The organism is Sphingobium sp. D43FB (assembly GCF_002312805.1).
In the GTDB taxonomy this organism is placed as follows: Bacteria; Pseudomonadota; Alphaproteobacteria; order Sphingomonadales; family Sphingomonadaceae; genus Sphingobium.
The window spans coordinates 14,876-31,785 of record NZ_NMUA01000016.1 but is presented as its reverse complement, the minus strand read 5'-3'; the positions used below and the strand labels follow the sequence as shown (position 1 = coordinate 31,785).

Sequence of the window (16,910 nt, the reverse complement as noted above, 5' to 3'; positions counted from 1 at the left end):
GGGCCACGCCAACGGACACAGGATAACGCCTCGCTCATGAGCCTATTGCCCTCGCCCCGCACCATCGGCCCCTTTACGGTCAAGGCCATCGGCCTTGGCTGTATGAATCTGAGCCACGCCTATCTGCCCCGGCCCGACGCGCAACAGGCCGAGCGGTTGCTGCGCCATGCGCTCGATATCGGCGTCGATTTCTTCGATACCGCTGCGCTCTATGGGTTCGGCGCGAACGAGGAATTGCTGGGCCGCACGTTGATGCACCGGCGCGATGCCTTCACGCTGGCCAGCAAATGCGTGTTGGGCGGCAAGGACGGGCAGCGTGGGATCGACGGATCGCCAGCGGCCATTACCGCGACGCTGGAAGATTCGCTGCGGCGGCTCCAGGTCGAGCATATCGACCTCTATTATCTCCACCGGCTGGACCCCAATGTCCCGATCGAGGAGTCGGTGGGTGCGCTCGTCCGTGCCGTCGAAGCGGGCAAGATTGGTGCGATCGGCTTATCCGAAATGTCCGCCGCGACGCTGCGCCGTGCCCATGCGGTGCATCCGATCGCGGCGATGCAGACTGAATATTCGCCCTGGACCCGCAATGCCGAAGTCGCGGTGCTGGATGCCTGTGGGGAGCTGGGAGTCGCCTTCGTCGCCTTCTCGCCGGTTGCGCGCGGCGTGCTGGCGGGCGGGGTCGGCGCGGACGGCGTGCCGGAAGGGGACATCCGTGCCGCCATGCCGCGTTTCCAATCGCCCCATTTCGAGCGGAATATGGACCTGGCCGCCGCCTTTGGCACGATCGCGGCGGACGCTGGCTGCACCATGGCGCAGCTTAGCCTCGCTTGGGTATTGTCGCGCCGTCCCTGGGTGGTCGCGATCCCCGGCACGACCAGCACCGTCCATCTCGACGAGGATATGGCGACGCTGACGCTCGACCTGTCGGCCGATACGCTGGCGGCGGTAGACGCGCTGTTCACCTTCGAAGCGGTGTCCGGCCCGCGCTATCAGCGCTCCGCGCAGGCGCAGGTGGATACCGAAACCTGGGACGGCGAACCGATGGCCTGAGGCGTCAGGCGGCGAGCATGCGCCGCCCGGCGGCTTCCTCCCAATGGTCCGCGTCGCCGCCCAGCGCGGCGTTCAGCGTCGCGCGCTTGAGGAACAGGTGACAAGGATGCTCCATGGTCAGGCCGATGCCGCCATGGAGCTGGATCGCTTCCTCGGCGATCAGGCGATAGACGCCGGCGGCATGAGCCTTCATCGCGCCCATGCTGATCGCGTCGGCATCGGGGTCGTCGGCCCGCGCCCAGAAGAGCGCTTCCGCCGCCACCAGCGCGGTCTTCATGTCGGCAACGCGGTGCTTGAGCGCCTGGAACAGTGCCAGCGGCCGGCCGAACTGTCGCCGCGTTTCGAGATAGTCGATCGTCATGCGCAATGCGGCATCCGCTCCGCCCAGGCTGTCGGCCGCCAGCGCCAGGCTGCGCAGGGCGGACAGGCGATTACCCAGCGCTACCGCCGCTTCCCCTCGCGCCAGCACTATGCCTTGTTGCTCACCGGCATCGACATCGAACAGCCGCCGCGTCTTGTCCCACGTCGCCCGCGCCGTGAGGCCACGGCCCTGCGTCGGCAGCAACGCTATCCGCTCCGGCTCGATAAACAGCAGATGGCTGGCCCGGTCGGCATCCGGCATGGCGGTCAACCCGTCAGCCAGCGACGCCGTCATCACCTCGCCCGCCATCGCCCGGCCCAGTAGCTCGTCCTGCGCCGTGCCGCTCAGCGCCTCGATCACCAACATCTGCGCGATCGTCGGCCCCGCCACCAATGTCCGCCCCAGCGCCTGATGGATCACCCCCACCGCCTCGCGGCCCAGCCCAAGCCCGCCCTGATCCTCCGGGACGGCCATCATCAGCCATCCCATGTCGGTGATCAGGGTCCAGCTCTGCGCCGCATCGGGGGGCAGGTCGCCGTCGAATGCCTTGGCGGCTGCGTCCTGCAATTCGCTCCGCGTCATGCTCATGCCGCGCTCTCCTTCACCGTCCAGCTTTTGGGTTCGCGCGGCATTCCCAGCAGCCGTTCGGCGATGATGTTGCGCTGCACTTCGTCGCTGCCGCCCGCGATCGTCCAGGCATAGCTGTTCATGAAATCGGCCATCCAGTTGCCCGTTTCCATGCCGCCGCCAAAGGTGATCGGCGCGTGATATTGCGCGTCCAGCCCGCCGATCCGCAGCCCCAGCGCCGTAAAGTCGCGCAGCGTGCGTGAATAGGCGAGCTTGACGATGGAGGCGTCGCCAACCAGTTCCAGCCCGGCAATGCGATTGGCCAGGAACTGGTCGGCAACCGCGCAGGTCGCGTCGATTTTCGATGCCAGCTTGCCCAGGTCGCGCAAAATCCCCGCATCGTCCGCCCGGCGTTGCGTGCGGATCATGTCTGCAATCCGCCACATCGCCCCACGCATCCGCGCGCTCAGCTCCAGCAGCGTCAGTCCGCGCTCGGACGACAGGGTCGATTGCGCCACGGCCCAGCCTTGGCCTTCTTCGCCCAGTCGATTAGCCACCGGAATCTCGACATTGTCGAGGAAGATTTCGGCAAATTCCTCGTCGCCATGGATCTGATGGATCGGCCGCGCGGTGACGCCCGGTGCCTTCAAATCCAGCAGCAAATAGGTCAGCCCCGCTTGCTTGACCCCTTCATTGCTGGTCCGCACCAGCAGCAGGCATTGGTCGGCAAACTGCCCCATGGTCGACCAGAGCTTCTGCCCGTTGACGACATAGACATCGCCCTTGCGCTCCGCCCGCGTGCGCAATGCGGCAAGGTCCGACCCCGCGCCCGGCTCCGAAAAGCCCTGACACCAGATTTCGCCCTCAAGGATGCGGGGGATATAGCGCTGCTGCTGTTCCGCGCTGCCCCATTCGAACAAGGTCGATGCGGCATGATAGGTGGACATGAAGGACAGCAGCAGGCGCGGCGTATCGGCGCGCGCAAACTCCTCGTAAATCACTTTCTGCTCGGCCAGCGATCGCCCGCCGCCCGGCCAACCTTCGGGCCAATGCGGCATTGCATAACCGCCCTTCACCAGCGTCGCGAACCAGCTGCGTTGCATGGCGAGAAAGGCGGCTTCGCTCGTGCTGTGCGCGCGCCAGTCCTTTGGCGCATGAACGGCAAGCCATTCGCGCACCTCCTGCCGCAAGCCGTCCAATGCGTCGCTCAAATCCCGTGCCTCCACAAAATACGCATCTGCTAGGTCGCAAATATGGCCCCCCACGCAAGGGGCGTACCCGCAATATCCCCAAGGCGATGGCCTAGATCGCGACCTCGATCATCCCGTCCACCACGCGCACGGCATAGGTGGCGATGGGGTCGCTGGCGGGGCCGGTCAACGCCTCGCCCGTTTCCAGGTCGAACCGCGCACCATGCGCCGGGCAGGCGATCCACCCCAGTCGCATCCGCCCGCACGCCAGCGGTTCCTGCGCATGGGAACACATATTGTCGAGCGCATGGATGCGCCCCTCGAAATGGCACAGCATGATCGAGCGGCCCGCCGCTTCTACCGCTAGGACGCTGCCATCGGGCATATCGGCCAGCGGCAGGAGGGGAATATAAGAGGCGGCGTCCGTGTTCATGCCTGTGCATGGTACCGCTCCGCCGCTCTTGTCCAAGCCCGCCTTTGCCATATCACCGGGGCGTTCTCTTGAGCGGTCGTCTATTCTCGCCCTGCGGCATCCCGTAATCACAGGCCCATGGACTTTGCATGGACAGATCAGGAAACGGCCTTCCGCGCCCGGCTGCGCGCGCTGCTGGCCGATACGCTGCCGGACGATTGGGAGCGTTTCTCGCAGCATGGCCCAGCCTCGCCTGCGTTGACCCGCTATGCCGAAACATTTTGCGGCACGCTGGCGGAGCAGGGCTTGCTGATCCCGCATTGGCCGGTCGCATTGGGCGGGCAGGGGCTGGACCCCTGGCACCAGACCATCCTTGCCGAAGAAATGTGGATCGCGGGCGAACCGCGCGGCGGCCAATATATGAACGTCAATTGGATCGGCCCGACGCTGATCCGCTACGGCTCGCCTGATCAGCAGGCGCGCTATCTGCCGCCGATCGGGGAAGGCAAGGCGCTGTGGTGCCAGGGCTTTTCCGAGCCCGGCTCCGGTTCCGACCTTGCCTCGCTCCGCACCCGCGCGGAACGGGATGGCGACTTTTATCACGTCACCGGCCAGAAGATCTGGACCAGCTATGCGGGGTTGGCCGACACCTGCTTCCTTGTCTGCCGCACCAGCGACGATCGCAAGCGCGGCATCTCCATCCTGCTGGTGCCGATGGACACGCCCGGCATCACCGTCCGCCAAATCCCTTCGCTGATCGGCGAAGGCGATATTCATGAAGTGTTTTTCGATGACGTGACCGTGCCGGTCACCGCGCGGCTGGGCGATGAGGGCCAGGCGTGGGAGATTATCGGCTATTCGCTGACCAACGAACGGCTGGGCATCCCCCGCTACGCGCTGGCCCGCGCTGCGCTCGACCGTGCCGTGGCGGTGCTGAAGGAGCAGGGGGGGTTCGACAGCGAAGCGGTCAGGATCGAAGCCGCTCATGCGGCAGCCCTCACCGAAGCCGCCCGCATGGCGAGCTACGCCATTGTCGATCGCCGGGCCAAGGGCGAGGCGATCGGCGCGGAATCCAGCTCCGCGCGTTTTGCCACTGTCATGGCCGAGCGGCGCGTGTGCGAGTTCATCGTCGAATACCTGCCCGAAGCGCTTGCCGACGCGCACCCCTATCTCAAAATGCACCACCAGCGCGGCATCGTCGCCGGGATTGCGGCGGGGGCGGCGGAAATCCAGCTCAACATCATCGCTACCGATGTTCTCAAATTGCCCAGGGAGCCGCGCTGATGGACCTGTCGCTCACCGACGATCAGGTCGCGATCCTCGACGCGATCGACACGCTAACCCGGCCCTATGCGGGCGCATCGTTGCATGAAGCAGGCTTTGCCCTGCCCGATGCGCAGCTTGACCGCGAACTGGCCGAGGGTGGATTTCTCGACATCGGTTTCGATCCCGATCTGGGTGCAGTGTCCGCCGCGCTGGTGGTCGAACGGCTCGCTCGCCTGCCGCAAACGGTCGAAGCCGCGGCCAGCGCGCTGATCCGTCCGCTGCTGGGCGATGATCTGCCGCGCCCGCTTTGCATGGTCGAGGAAGGCCGTACGACCCGCCCCATCCGCTTCCTGCGCGAAGGGGGCACCGTACTGATTGTCGGTCGATCCGGCGTTTCGACCTTCACCGCCACGGCAGAGCAGGTCCGCCCTGAACCCGAAGCGCTCTTTGGCTACCCGATGGCCACGCTACTCGCCGTGCCCGCCGACCGCATTAGCCATGCCGTTTCTGTAGAGGACATCCTCACCCGCTGGCGCATCGCGCTGGCCGCCGAAGCCGCTGGGCTGCTCGCCGCCGCGCTCGACAGCACCGTCGCCCATGTGACCGACCGCCAGCAATTCGGCCGCCCGCTCGCCACCTTCCAGGCATTGCGCCACCGGCTGGCGGAAGCGCAGGTGCGCGCCAACGGCGTGCGCTGGCTGGCGCTCAAGGCCGCCGCCACGCTCGACCCCGGCGACGCTGCGCTCGCCGCGCTCCATGCCCAGGAATCCGCGCGCGCGACCGTTTACGACTTCCACCAATTTTTCGGCGCGATGGGCGTGACGCTCGAACATCCGCTGCACCTATGGACCTATCGCCTCAAGGCGCTGATCAGCGACCTTGGCGGACGGGGCGGGCAGGGGCTTGCTGCGGCGGAAGCGCTCTGGAAGTAGAGGTTAGCCACGGCGTTTGTTGGCAAACAGCCAGCCTATGCCGATCACCGCAACAAAGATCATGACACTCAAGCCCAGCATCGGCAGCCGGTCCGGCCGCCTTTCTGCGATGGCTTGCAACACTATAAGGCTAGCAAATCCTATGCCTGCCCGACGCCACCAGATAGTTCGGCTATTCATCGCTACCTTGTAGCAGGAAAGGAGCGCGGTTGCGCGCCTTTCCTACCCCGCTATCGGCTCGCCGTACGCCTCAGAACCCCAGATCCAGTATCGGCCCGTCGAAATTCCCCGCCAGCTTCTGCGTCGCCGCGCTCAGCTTCTCCGGCTCCACGCCCTTTAGATAGCCGTCGATGATCCGCTGATAGTTGGAAATCAGCCCCTCAATCTCTTTCGATAACCGCATGAAATCAAAGCCCTGCGCGTGCAGCCCCTTCTGCTGGATCGGGATGTTGCTGTAATCCTGACGCGGGATCATCGGGAACTGATCGCTGTCATAGGGCAGCGTCACGGCCTCCATCACTGGTGGCGGCTCCTGACCTTCGGGGAAGTGGGTTAGCGACCATAGCTCGAACATGCAGCTTTCCGGTCCCAGCGGGCGGATGCGATAGGCTGCCATGCTCGACAGGAACGGCAGCAGGAAATAATTGGGGAAGATGAACTCCACCGCCTTGACCGGCGTATTGACCGCGATGTGATTGAGGTCGGGCGCCGGTTCGCCCCGCGCCAGCCCCGCCTGCGTCACGCAATGGTTGAGCGTGCCGAACCACTGCATGATCGCCTGGCCCGGATCGTCGGGCAATTCGACGTCGATCAGCGTGCGCGCCACCGCCACATCCTTGGCGTGGCACATGCCCGCCATGCCATCGCTCAACAGTTGCAGATGGTCGACCTGATCGACGATATTGTCGCGCATCGACCGGTTGGGGTTGATCGGCACGCCGATCCCGCCCGTGTCCATGCCATACATCATATTATAGAGGATCGGCACCTTCTGCTGAAGCTGCGGGTGCGTGCGCATGACATGATAGCCCTCCATGAAGGCTTCCATCGCAGTCTTCCAGTTGGCAGGCAGCACCGTGGCGAATTGCCATTCGGCGCGCATCTTGTCGGCATTATAGGCGTCCAGACCCGCCGCCAGCGGCCCCAATTGCTGTCGGAATCCTGGCGCATCATCATCGAAATTGATGAACACGCAGCCCATCTCGATTTCGCTGCGGCACGGGCGCAGCGCCAGATCGGCTTCGTCCAACTGCCCCTCGCTGAACAGATGGCGGCCATAGACGAAGGTGTTTTTCCCCTCGATATTCCAGCGCCAGCCATGGAAGGGGCAGATGAACCCCTTGCCCTTGCAATTGCCATGGTTCCCCTCGGTCAGCGGCACGCCGCGATGGCGGCAGGCATTGTGGAAGGCGCGAATGCCATCCTTGGTCCGCACGATGATGACCGATTGGCCAAGATTGCTATATTCGATCCAGTCGCCGACTTCGGGCACCTGCTCCACGCGGCACGCCATCTGCCAGACATGTGGCCAAAGCTCTTCGCACTCGCGCTTGTAGAATGCTTCGTCATAATAGCGCGGCGTCGGGATGCGTTCGGGATCGGTAATCTCGAACGGAACCGATGTTGTCGCTGCCAAATCCTCTGCCATGTCACCCTGTCCGCTATTAGCTTTGAGGGCGAAGGGTAAAGGCTGGGGAGGGGGGTTCAAGACGGATCGGGCGGGCACCCCGCATCATCGCCGTGGCGGTGGAAATCCATAAAAATCCTCCCCTGTAAGGGGAGGGGGACCGCGCGCGAAGCGCGTGGTGGAGGGGTGTCGCGTTATCGATAGCGTGACACCCCTCCGTCAGGGCTGCGCCCTGCCACCTCCCCTGCCAGGGGAGGAATGGCGTAATTCCCCCCGCACCGCATCCCCATGCGCGCCCAGCCCCGGCGCACCGCCAGCGACCTTCCCCGGTGTTGCGGAAAACCAGGTCGGAACGCCCGGAAAGCGGACCGCGCCATGCTCCGTCTCCACCGTTTCAAAAAAGCCGATGGCGTTCAGATGGTCATTCTCGAACAGTTCATCCGTCGTCCGCAATGGCGCGGCGGGGATATGCAGCGACGCCAGCAAATCCAGCCATTCCTGCGTCGTGCGCTGCGCGAATGTCCCACCCAGCAAGCCATAGACGCGGTCGATCTGCTTCGCCCGCTTGGGCAGGCTGTCGAACTCTTCGCTCGCCCATTCCGGCTCCACCGCGCCGATAAAGGCGTTCCAATGCTTGTCATTATAAACCAGCGCCGCGATATGCCCGTCCTTGGTCGCATAGGGTTTGCGGTTGCGCGCGACGACGCGGTGATAATGGGCGGGGCCGGTCGGCGGATCGAACATCGCGCCGCTTGCATGTTCGGTCAGCATGAAGGCGGCCATCGTTTCGAACATGCCGACTTCCACCTCCTGCCCCTCGCCGGTGCGCTCGCGGTGGAACAGCGCCATCATGGTCGCGTACAGGCCGGTCAGCCCTGCCACCTTGTCGGCAATGATCGTCGCCATGAAATCGGGCTTGCCGGTCATCAGCGCCTGTAGATGCGGGATGCCGCATTCGGCCTGGATGGTATCGTCATAGGCCGGCTTGTCCGCCTCCGGCCCGCGCCGACTATAGCCATAGCAATTGGTGTAGACGATGTCGGGCTTGATCGCCCTGACCGCTGCATAATCGAACCCCAGCCGCGCGATCGCCTTGCCCCGCATCGAATGGATGAAGATATCGGCTGTCGCGATCAGCGCGCGCAGCACATCCTTGTCCGCTTCGCGCGTCAGATCCAGCACGATGCTGCGCTTGCCGCGATTGACGTTGGTGAACACGCCGCCCAGGTCCGGCGCATTGCCACCATTGATATAGCGGGTCTGGTCGCCACCGCCCGGCGGCTCCACCTTGATGACGTCTGCGCCCATATCGGCCATGATCTGCGTCGCATAGGGGCCAAAGACCATCGCGGTCAGATCGACCACCCGCACGCCTGTCAGCGGCCCACCATGGCCCTTTGGCTCGCCCATGTCTCTCTCCTGTTCCATGCCGTCGGGCTAGGACAGGCGGCGCGGCGAAGCCATGGCCAACCACTTCGCCCCACCGATATGTCGAATGTTGAACAGCCGTTCGATTGTGCGCCTTATTCCTCGCTGATACCCAAAAGGCCGACAATCAGGACCGCCCCTTGCGGCAATCGGGACCAGAAACGTGGATTTTGCCTTTACCGACGACCAGCAGAATATTCGCGACGCCGTGCTGGCCCAATGCAGCCAGTTCAGCGACGATTATTGGCTCGCGCGCGATCGGGATGCCCAATATCCGGTCGAGTTTCATACCGCGATGGCGCAGGCGGGCTGGCTGGGCGTCGCCATGCCGGAATCGGTGGGCGGCGCGGGCCTTGGCATCACCGAAGCGGCCATCATGATGCAGGCGGTGGCCGAAGCGGGCGGCGGCATGACGGCGGCCTCCACCATCCATGGCCCGGTATTCAGCCTCGAACCCATCGACCTGTTCGGCACCGAGGAACAGAAGCAGCGCATGATCCCGCCGATCCTGTCGGGCGCGGAAAAAATGTGTTTTGCCGTCACTGAGCCCAATACCGGGCTGGACACGACCAAGCTCAAGACCCGCGCCGTGCGCGAGGCGGGCGGCTATCGCGTCAATGGCGAAAAAATCTGGATCACCAACGCGCATGTCGCCGACCGGATGATGCTGCTAGCGCGGACGACGCCGATCGATGACGTGGAGATCAAGACCCACGGCCTGTCGCTTTTCTATACCAAGCTCGACCGCAATAGAATCGAGCATCAGCTGATCCCGAAGATGGGCCGTCATGCGGTCGGCTCCAACATGCTGTTCATCAACGACCTCTTCATCCCCGAAGAGGACCGCATCGGCGAGGAGGGGCAGGGCTTCCGCATCATTCTGAAAGGGCTGAACCCCGAACGCATTTTACTCGCGGCCGAAGCGGTGGGCATTGGCCGCAACGCGATCCAGCGTGCCGCCCGCTATGCCCGCGAACGCATCGTGTTCGACCGGCCGATCGGCATGAATCAAGGCATCCAGCACCCGCTCGCCAAATGCTGGGCACAGCTGGAAGCCGCCAATCTGATGGTGATGCAGGCCGCGACCAAATTCGACAAGGGTGAAGAATGTGGCGTTGAAGCGAACGCCGGCAAATATCTCGCCGCCGAATTTGCGTTTGAGGCCTGCCATACCGCCATGCTGACGCTGGGTGGCATGGGCTATGCCCAGGAATATCATGTCGAACGGCTGCTGCGCGAAGTGCTGATTCCACGCACCGCGCCGGTCAGTCCGCATATGATCCTTAACTTTCTCGCCGAAAAAGTGTTGGACTTGCCCAAATCCTACTGACCGGAGAGAAGATCATGTCCACCCCCGCCACCCTCTCGATCAAGATGCGCTCCTGGCTGTTCGCGCCGGGCGATAGCGAGAAGAAGATGGCAAAGGCCGCCGACAGCGCGGCGGACATCGCGCTGTTCGATCTGGAAGATGCCGTCACGACCGAAAATAAGGTGCTGGCGCGCCAGCTGGTCCATGATTGTCTCGCCAGCCGTCCCGAAGGCCGGGACCGTTTGTGGGTCCGGGTCAATCCGCTCGACGGTCCCTATACACTGCTCGATCTCGCCGCGATCATGCCCGCCCGGCCCGGCGGCATCATGCTGCCCAAAGTCGATGGGCGGCAGGATGTGGAGCGGCTCGACCATTATCTCTCCGCGCTTGAAGTCGCCAATGGCATTGATGAAGGCTCGACCCCGCTGATCGTGCTGGTCACCGAAACCGCGAAAGCCATGTTCCATACGGGCGATTATAGGGGCGCGCCGCGCGTCGTCGCGCTCACCTGGGGGGCGGAGGATCTGGCCGATTCGATCGGCGCCAGCAATAACCGCAATGACGACGGCAGCTATGGCTTCACCTATGAACTGGCGCGGTCGATGTGCCTGCTCGGCGCAGCGGCCGCCGGTGTGATGGCGATCGAAACGATCCAGGGCGATTTCCGTGATCTCGAAGGGTTGAAGGCCCGCGCGGAAAAAGTACGGCGCGATGGCTATCGCGGCATGCTGGCAATCCATCCCGCGCAGGTCGATGTGATCAACGCCGCCTTCACGCCCACTGAGGAAGAAATCGCGCACGCGCTTGAAGTGGTTGATATATTTGCGAAAAATCCGGGCGTCGGGGCGATCGGCTATAAGGGCGGGATGCTCGATCGTCCCCATCTCAGCCGCGCCGAGCATTTACTCCGACAAGTAGGACGATTGTGAAAAGCGAAACCAGTGTCCGCTTCGCTGTACACTTAAAGGCCGGTGACCATATCGTCATCGGCCAGGCCTGTGGCGAACCCACCACCCTGGTCGAGGCGCTGATCGACCAGGGCCGCGATATTCCGGGCCTGTCCGCCTTCATCGCTACCAGTTTTTCGGGCCTCTTCACCCCCGCCACCGCCGACAGCTTCGCCCTATCCAGCATGGGCGCGATCGGTGCGCTGCGGTCCATGACCAAGGCAGGCAGGCTCCAGGTCATTCCCGTCCATGTGAGCCAGGTCGGCCCGCTGATCACCGCCGGGGTCATACCCTGCGACGTGGCCCTGATCCAGGTCAGCCCAGCGGATGAGCAGGGCAATCATAGCTGCGGCCTGATCAGCGATTATGTCCGCGCCGCCGTCGACAAGGCGCGGGTCGTCATCGCCGAAATCAACGAAGCTGTCCCCTTCACGCCCGGCGAAACCATTCCCGCATCCGCCATCGACGTCGCCATCCCTGTCAACCGTCCACCTGTCGAAGTCGCCCCCGCCGCCATCGGCCCTATCGACGAAGCTATCGCCCGCCACTGTGCCGCCTATATCGGCGACGGCGCGGTGATCCAGACTGGGGTTGGGGCTGTGCCCGATGCGATCCTGCGGCTGTTGCATGACCGCAAGGATCTGGGCGTCCATTCCGGCATGTTGGGCGATGGCCTTGTCGAACTGGTCGAAGCTGGCGTCATCACCAACGCCCGCAAGGAGGTCGACCCCGGCGTCTCGATCAATGGCGCGCTCATCGGCACGAAGCGCCTCTACGACTGGGCGCATCGCAACCCGGCCATCCGCATGTGCGCGACCAGCTACACCCATGATGCCGCGATACTGGGTCGCCTCTCGCGCCTGGTCACGATCAATAGCGCGCTGGAGGTGGATTTGACCGGACAGGTCAATGCCGAACAATCGGGCGCGGTCTATCTGGGCGGCACGGGCGGGCAGGTCGATTTCGTCCGCGCGGGAGCGCGCTCGCCCGGTGGCCGCTCGATCATCGCGTTGTCAGCGTCGGCCAAGGGCGGCACGCTCAGCAAGATCGTCGCCCAACTTTCCGGCCCGGTCACCACCGCTCGCACCGACGTGGACGTGATCGTCACCGAATATGGCGCGGCCGAACTCAAGGGGCAAAGCCTTGCCGAACGCACCCGCCGCCTGATCGCCATCGCCCATCCAGACTTCCGCGATGAATTGGACCGGGCCGCCCATGTCATCACGCAAAGGGGATTTTGACATGACCGACGCCGTCCTCTTCGACGCCCGCGCCGATGGCATTGCCGTCCTGACGATCAACCGCCCCGACCAGCGCAACTGCCTCAGCCGCGAAGTGCGCGAAGGCTTGCGGGCGGCATGGGAGAGGTTCGAAACGGACCCGGCGCTGCGCGTCGCCATCCTGACAGGATCGGGCGACAAGGCCTTCTGCGCGGGTGGCGACCTCAAGGAAATGGTCGAAACCGGCATGACTGTCCCGCCGCGCGCCATGTTCCCGCTGCCCTATGATACGATCGAACTGAGCAAGCCCACGATCGCCGCCGTCAACGGCGTCGCGTTCGCGGGCGGCTGGATGATCGCGCAGGCCTGCGACCTGTGCGTCGCCAGCAGCACCGCGCGCTTTGCCATCACTGAGGTCAAGGTCGGCCGCTCGTCCCCCTGGGCCTCACCGCTCATCCACATGATCCCGCAGCGGATCATGATGGAGATCATCCTGACCGGAAAGCCGATCACTGCGCAGCGTGCTTATGAGATCGGCCTCGTCAATCGCCTGGCCGAACCCGAAGCGCTGCTGGACGCCGCCATCGCGCTCGCCACCGAGATATTGGACGGCGCGCCTTTGTCGGTGAAAGCGGGCCGCGACACGGTGATGCTGGCGACCGAGATGGGCCGCTCCGCTGCGCTCCAGGCCGCCCGTGCCGCGTCGGAATACACCTACCAGAGCGAAGACGCACAGGAAGGTCCGCGCGCCTTCGCGGAAAAACGCCCGCCCCGGTGGCAGGGCCGATAGATGACAAGCGAGGATGCCATGACAGATCTGACACAGCCGGTCACCGTCCCGGTCGATGCCTATATATCGCCCGATTATGCGCGCGCCGAACAGGACCGGTTGTGGCGCAAGGTCTGGCTGCAGGCCGCCCGGCTGGAGGACATTCCCAATATCGGCGATTTCGTGACCTACGATATCCTTGAAGACTCGGTCATCGTCATGCGGACTGGCCCCGACGAACTGCGTGCCTTCCACAATGTCTGCCCCCATCGTGGCCGCCGCCTGATCGACACGCCGACGGGGGCTCGCAACGCACGCGGTAACCGGACGAGCATCATCTGCGGCTTCCACGGCTGGACCTTCGATCGACAGGGGCAATGCACCTTCGTCAACCATCGGGACGATTGGCAGGGCAAGCTGACCGCGGAACGCACCGCGCTGGGCAAGGTGCGGGTCGACACATGGGGCGGCTGGGCATGGATCAGCCTTGATCCCGACGGGGAGTCGCTGACCGACTATCTGGGCGTCGTGCCGGGCATGCTCGATCCCTTCGGCCTCCAGAATATGCGCTATCGCTGGCGCAAATGGATCATCTTCGACTGCAACTGGAAAGTCGCGCTCGAAGCCTTCAGCGAAACCTATCATGTCCAGACCACCCACCCCGAATTCAACGCTTTCGGCGAGTTCCGCGGCTGGGCGCGCCAACATGGCCTGCACAGCAATATCGGCTATGACGCGCCCAAGAATATGGGCGAGAACCAGGCCAAGTTGCGTGTCGGATCGGGCGAAGACCCGCGCCTCTCGACGGCGGAGATGCAGCTCTTCACCTGGGAAAATGCCAACACCAATACGACCATGACGCTGGTCAACGCGGCGCAGCGACTGAAGGAAGAATTGCCCGAAGGCACCCCCGCGGCCCAGGTGCTCCAGCACTGGCTAGCCAGTGCCCGCGCCGACGACGCCAAGCGCGGCGTCATCTGGCCGGTGGTCCACCCATCCCATACCGCAAAAAGCGGCACCGCTTGGCAAATCTTCCCCAATTTCCAGATCGGCCACGCCGTCAACAACATGCTCTGCTATTCGGCCCGTCCCTATCAGGGCGACCCGGACAAATGTATTTTCGAGGCAGCAGTCTACGAACTCTTCCCCGACGGCGAAGCGCCCGCGACCGACTGGGAATATACCAAACCGGAGGAATGGCCGTCGGTCCTACAACAGGATTTCACCAACATGGCCGCCGTCCAGCAGGGCATGAAGAATGTCGGCTTCCGCGGCACCCAGCCCAATCCCTATATGGAGCGCTCGGTCGCCAGCCTGCACCAGAATCTGGCGCGCTACATGGGAACAGGCGCACCAAAGTCGATCGACTAAATATCTGAGATACCTATTGAAAAGCCCGCCGCCATATCTGGTGACGGGCTTCTAACTTGCCGACGCTCAAGCCGTTTTATTCGAACGGTTCTTCGCCCTGCAACTTGGTGCGGTGCATCATGCGGTTGGAAGCGGGATCATAGGCCTCGGCGCGGTGCATGGTGCCGGTATTGTCCCAGATCACCAGATCGCCGACGCTCCATTCATGGCTGTAGCTGAATTCTTCCTGCGTTGCCCATTCGCGCAAGCCAACCAGAATTTTCGCACTTTCCATGGGGGTCACGTCTTTGACACGATGCGCGGTGCAGCCAAGGACCAGCGACTTGCGGCCAGATTTGTGGTTCCACACCAGCGGCAGTTCATTCTCACCGATCCGCTGCATCCCTTCAATCTTGGCGAGGCTGGGTTCCGGTTCATAATAGAAGACCGTCGCCCACACCGAATGGATCACGCGCAGCTTCTCATATTCCGCTTTCTGCTCGTCGCTCAGCGCTTCATAGGCGGCGTAGGTGTTGCAGAAGCCGGTATTGCCGCCCCAGGGCGCCTTGACCTTGCACGACAGCAGCGACGCCAGGATCGGCGTGTCGTTCATCGTGCCGTCGATATGCCAGTAGAGCGAGCCTTTGAGATATTCGGCGCTCTGCGGGTTTTCCTTCACGTCGAGCGTGATCTTGTGAATCTTGTGGTTGGTGCCGTCCTGCATTTCGGGCGCGAATGTGCCGAGCGTCTTGGTGAAGGCGATCTGCTCGTCATCGTCGAAATCGATCTTGGGAAACACCAGCACGCCGCGCTGTTCCAGCAACTCGCGCAGCTGCGGTCCCAGATCGCCCGCCAGCAATTCCGCCTTGCTGTTCAGGATGCGGCTACCGATGTTCGGCTTGATCTCTTCATGCGCCATGCGCGTGATTGCGGTGCTTGCCATGTCCGACTCTCCTCAGTCTTCCCTATGTCTTGAACACATGTTCAGCATGGGGTCGAAAAAAAGTCAACATGTCTCATTTTTTAGGCGAGGAGCTTATCCAGCCAGCGTTCGACCGCGTGCCGCGCATCGTCATGCCCGGCGCTGACGTCCAGACCCTTTTCCATGACCAACGCCCGTCCTGCACTCGCGAGCAGCACACTCATGGCCGCAGCGGTCATGCCTTGCTCGGCCAGTTTCGGACCGAGCAGCCGATCGAGACAGGCGGTCTGGCGTGCGCGCATCGCTTCGCTGTGGCGCGTGATTTCTGCGCGGATTGCCTTGCGATGATTGGCCAGCGCGACAAATTCCATCGCCAGCGCGGTGCGGCTGGTATCGGTAAAGAAACGCCACAGCGCACGCACCGGATCGTCGCTGGCCAGCGCCTGGTCGATCATCGCATCACTTTGCTGCGCGCCGCGCCGGAATACAGAGAGCAGCAGGTCATCGGTGGTGGGGAAATAATAATGCACCAGCGATGGCGGCAATTCCGCGCGCAGGGCAACGCGCCGCGAACTGGCGGCGGCATAGCCTTCATCGCGGATCACCTGTTCGGCAGCGTCAACAATGCGGGCGCGGGTTTCGGAGCTTTCGGCTCCAATGCGACGTTTCTGGACCATGGTGCCAGCATAAGAGCCGATGACGCGTGCGCAAGGCGCTTGGGGCACGGCGCTCTTCTGTTCGGGCTTAATGCGATCCCATATAGCGGCCGCCATTGGTGCTGATCGTCTGGCCGGTAATGTAGCTGGCCTCCTCCGACGCCAGATAGGCGCAGGCGGCGGCAATATCCTCCGGCTTGCCCACCCGCTTCATCGGCAGGGTCTGGGCAAAGGCATCGACGTCGATCGGCGCCGCGCGCAGCATGGGCGTGTCGATGAAGCCGGGCGGCACCATGTTGAACGTCACGCCGCTGGCAGCGAATTCCAGTGCCAGCGCCTTGGTCATGCCCATCAATCCGCCCTTGGACGAGACATAATGGCCCTGGGCAAAGGAGCCGGACTGAACCGAGGAGGAAGTGATGTTGATCACACGGCCCCATTGGGCGGCGAGCATGTCGGGCAAGACTTCCTTGGTCAGCAGATATGGTCCGCGCAGGTTGATGTGGATGACCTTGTCGAACAGATCATCGTCAATCTCCATGAACGGGGTAAAGGGCGCGATGCCGGCATTGTTGACCAGGATGGCCACGGGGCCGAGCGTGGCGCGGGTGTCCGCCGCCGCTGCGTGGATGGCGGCCTTGTCCGAACAGTCGGCGGCGATGGCAATGGCGGTGCCACCGGCATCCTCGATCATCTGCGCGGTTTCGGCGGCACCCTCGGCATTGATGTCCCAGATGGCGATCTTCGCCGTGTCTTCGGCTAGGCGGATGGCGATGGCCCGCCCGATGCCCGACCCCGCGCCCGTCACCACCGCGACCTTGCCATTGAGAGAGCGTGTCATCGAAAAATCCTTCCTGCCATGCCGACCATTTCGTCGTTTGAACGGGTGATCAACATCGCTGCC

The 16,910-nt window shown here is 63.5% G+C and carries 16 protein-coding genes; 8 read left to right on the top strand and 8 right to left on the bottom strand.

Features of this window, described 5'->3' with window-relative positions:
* Nucleotides 1–36: 36 nt before the first annotated feature.
* Entirely contained in the window at nt 37–1,050 is a 1,014-nt protein-coding gene (locus SxD43FB_RS14390) for an aldo/keto reductase (protein ID WP_096062791.1), read from the top strand.
* Nucleotides 1,051–1,054: 4 nt separating this feature from the next.
* On the opposite strand, the gene SxD43FB_RS14385 is transcribed toward SxD43FB_RS14390, so the two are convergent.
* The 3 genes from SxD43FB_RS14385 to SxD43FB_RS14375 form a co-directional block, all read right to left on the bottom strand.
* On the bottom strand, nt 1,055–1,999 hold the full coding sequence (locus SxD43FB_RS14385; protein ID WP_096062790.1) for an acyl-CoA dehydrogenase: 945 nt from the start codon (nt 1,997–1,999) through the stop codon (nt 1,055–1,057).
* A complete protein-coding gene (locus SxD43FB_RS14380; RefSeq protein WP_096062789.1) occupies nt 1,996–3,204 on the bottom strand; it encodes an acyl-CoA dehydrogenase family protein in 1,209 nt (402 codons plus the stop codon). The genes SxD43FB_RS14385 and SxD43FB_RS14380 overlap by 4 nt, the downstream gene beginning before the upstream one ends.
* A 76-nt stretch (nt 3,205–3,280) precedes the next feature.
* Complete coding sequence (locus tag SxD43FB_RS14375) at nt 3,281–3,601, bottom strand: non-heme iron oxygenase ferredoxin subunit (protein ID WP_037475401.1); 321 nt, start codon at nt 3,599–3,601, stop codon at nt 3,281–3,283.
* Between the two features lie 117 nt (nt 3,602–3,718).
* Between SxD43FB_RS14375 and SxD43FB_RS14370 the strand changes: the two genes are divergently transcribed.
* Both SxD43FB_RS14370 and SxD43FB_RS14365 read left to right on the top strand, forming a co-directional pair.
* Entirely contained in the window at nt 3,719–4,864 is a 1,146-nt protein-coding gene (locus SxD43FB_RS14370) for an acyl-CoA dehydrogenase family protein (RefSeq protein ID WP_096062788.1), read from the top strand.
* Nucleotides 4,864–5,778, top strand: a complete 915-nt coding sequence (locus SxD43FB_RS14365) for an acyl-CoA dehydrogenase family protein (protein WP_096062787.1) — start codon at nt 4,864–4,866, stop codon at nt 5,776–5,778. Before SxD43FB_RS14370 ends, SxD43FB_RS14365 begins: the two co-directional genes overlap by 1 nt.
* Nucleotides 5,779–6,028: 250 nt before the next feature.
* Here SxD43FB_RS14365 and SxD43FB_RS14360 read toward each other — a convergent pair whose 3' ends face one another.
* Both SxD43FB_RS14360 and SxD43FB_RS14355 read right to left on the bottom strand, forming a co-directional pair.
* Nucleotides 6,029–7,426, bottom strand: coding sequence for an aromatic ring-hydroxylating dioxygenase subunit alpha (locus SxD43FB_RS14360; RefSeq protein ID WP_096062786.1), 1,398 nt, complete (start codon nt 7,424–7,426; stop codon nt 6,029–6,031).
* Between the two features lie 198 nt (nt 7,427–7,624).
* Complete coding sequence (locus tag SxD43FB_RS14355; RefSeq protein ID WP_096062785.1) at nt 7,625–8,815, bottom strand: CoA transferase; 1,191 nt, start codon at nt 8,813–8,815, stop codon at nt 7,625–7,627.
* A 181-nt stretch (nt 8,816–8,996) separates the two neighbouring features.
* On the opposite strand from SxD43FB_RS14355, the gene SxD43FB_RS14350 reads away from it, so the two are divergent.
* From SxD43FB_RS14350 to SxD43FB_RS14330, 5 genes are read left to right on the top strand one after another with little or no spacing between them, the layout of a single operon-like run.
* On the top strand, nt 8,997–10,163 hold the full coding sequence (locus SxD43FB_RS14350; protein WP_096062784.1) for an acyl-CoA dehydrogenase family protein: 1,167 nt from the start codon (nt 8,997–8,999) through the stop codon (nt 10,161–10,163).
* Between the two features lie 14 nt (nt 10,164–10,177).
* Entirely contained in the window at nt 10,178–11,071 is an 894-nt protein-coding gene (locus SxD43FB_RS14345; protein ID WP_096062783.1) for a CoA ester lyase, read from the top strand.
* Entirely contained in the window at nt 11,068–12,330 is a 1,263-nt protein-coding gene (locus tag SxD43FB_RS14340; protein WP_096062782.1) for an acetyl-CoA hydrolase/transferase C-terminal domain-containing protein, read from the top strand. The genes SxD43FB_RS14345 and SxD43FB_RS14340 overlap by 4 nt, the downstream gene beginning before the upstream one ends.
* 1 nt (nt 12,331) lies before the next feature.
* A complete protein-coding gene (locus tag SxD43FB_RS14335; RefSeq protein WP_096062781.1) occupies nt 12,332–13,099 on the top strand; it encodes an enoyl-CoA hydratase-related protein in 768 nt (255 codons plus the stop codon).
* Nucleotides 13,100–13,117: 18 nt separating this feature from the next.
* On the top strand, nt 13,118–14,449 hold the full coding sequence (locus SxD43FB_RS14330) for an aromatic ring-hydroxylating dioxygenase subunit alpha (RefSeq protein WP_255245737.1): 1,332 nt from the start codon (nt 13,118–13,120) through the stop codon (nt 14,447–14,449).
* Between the two features lie 76 nt (nt 14,450–14,525).
* On the opposite strand, the gene SxD43FB_RS14325 is transcribed toward SxD43FB_RS14330, so the two are convergent.
* From SxD43FB_RS14325 to SxD43FB_RS14315, 3 genes are all read right to left on the bottom strand, one after another.
* Nucleotides 14,526–15,371 (bottom strand): TauD/TfdA family dioxygenase, encoded by an 846-nt coding sequence (locus tag SxD43FB_RS14325; RefSeq protein ID WP_096062779.1) that lies wholly within the window; start codon nt 15,369–15,371, stop codon nt 14,526–14,528.
* An 80-nt stretch (nt 15,372–15,451) separates the two neighbouring features.
* The gene (locus SxD43FB_RS14320) at nt 15,452–16,027 is read right to left on the bottom strand and encodes a TetR/AcrR family transcriptional regulator (RefSeq protein WP_096062843.1); all 576 of its coding nucleotides are present in this window, start codon (nt 16,025–16,027) and stop codon (nt 15,452–15,454) included.
* A 67-nt stretch (nt 16,028–16,094) separates the two neighbouring features.
* Nucleotides 16,095–16,847, bottom strand: coding sequence for an SDR family NAD(P)-dependent oxidoreductase (locus tag SxD43FB_RS14315; RefSeq protein ID WP_096062778.1), 753 nt, complete (start codon nt 16,845–16,847; stop codon nt 16,095–16,097).
* Between the last annotated feature and the right edge of the window lie 63 nt (nt 16,848–16,910).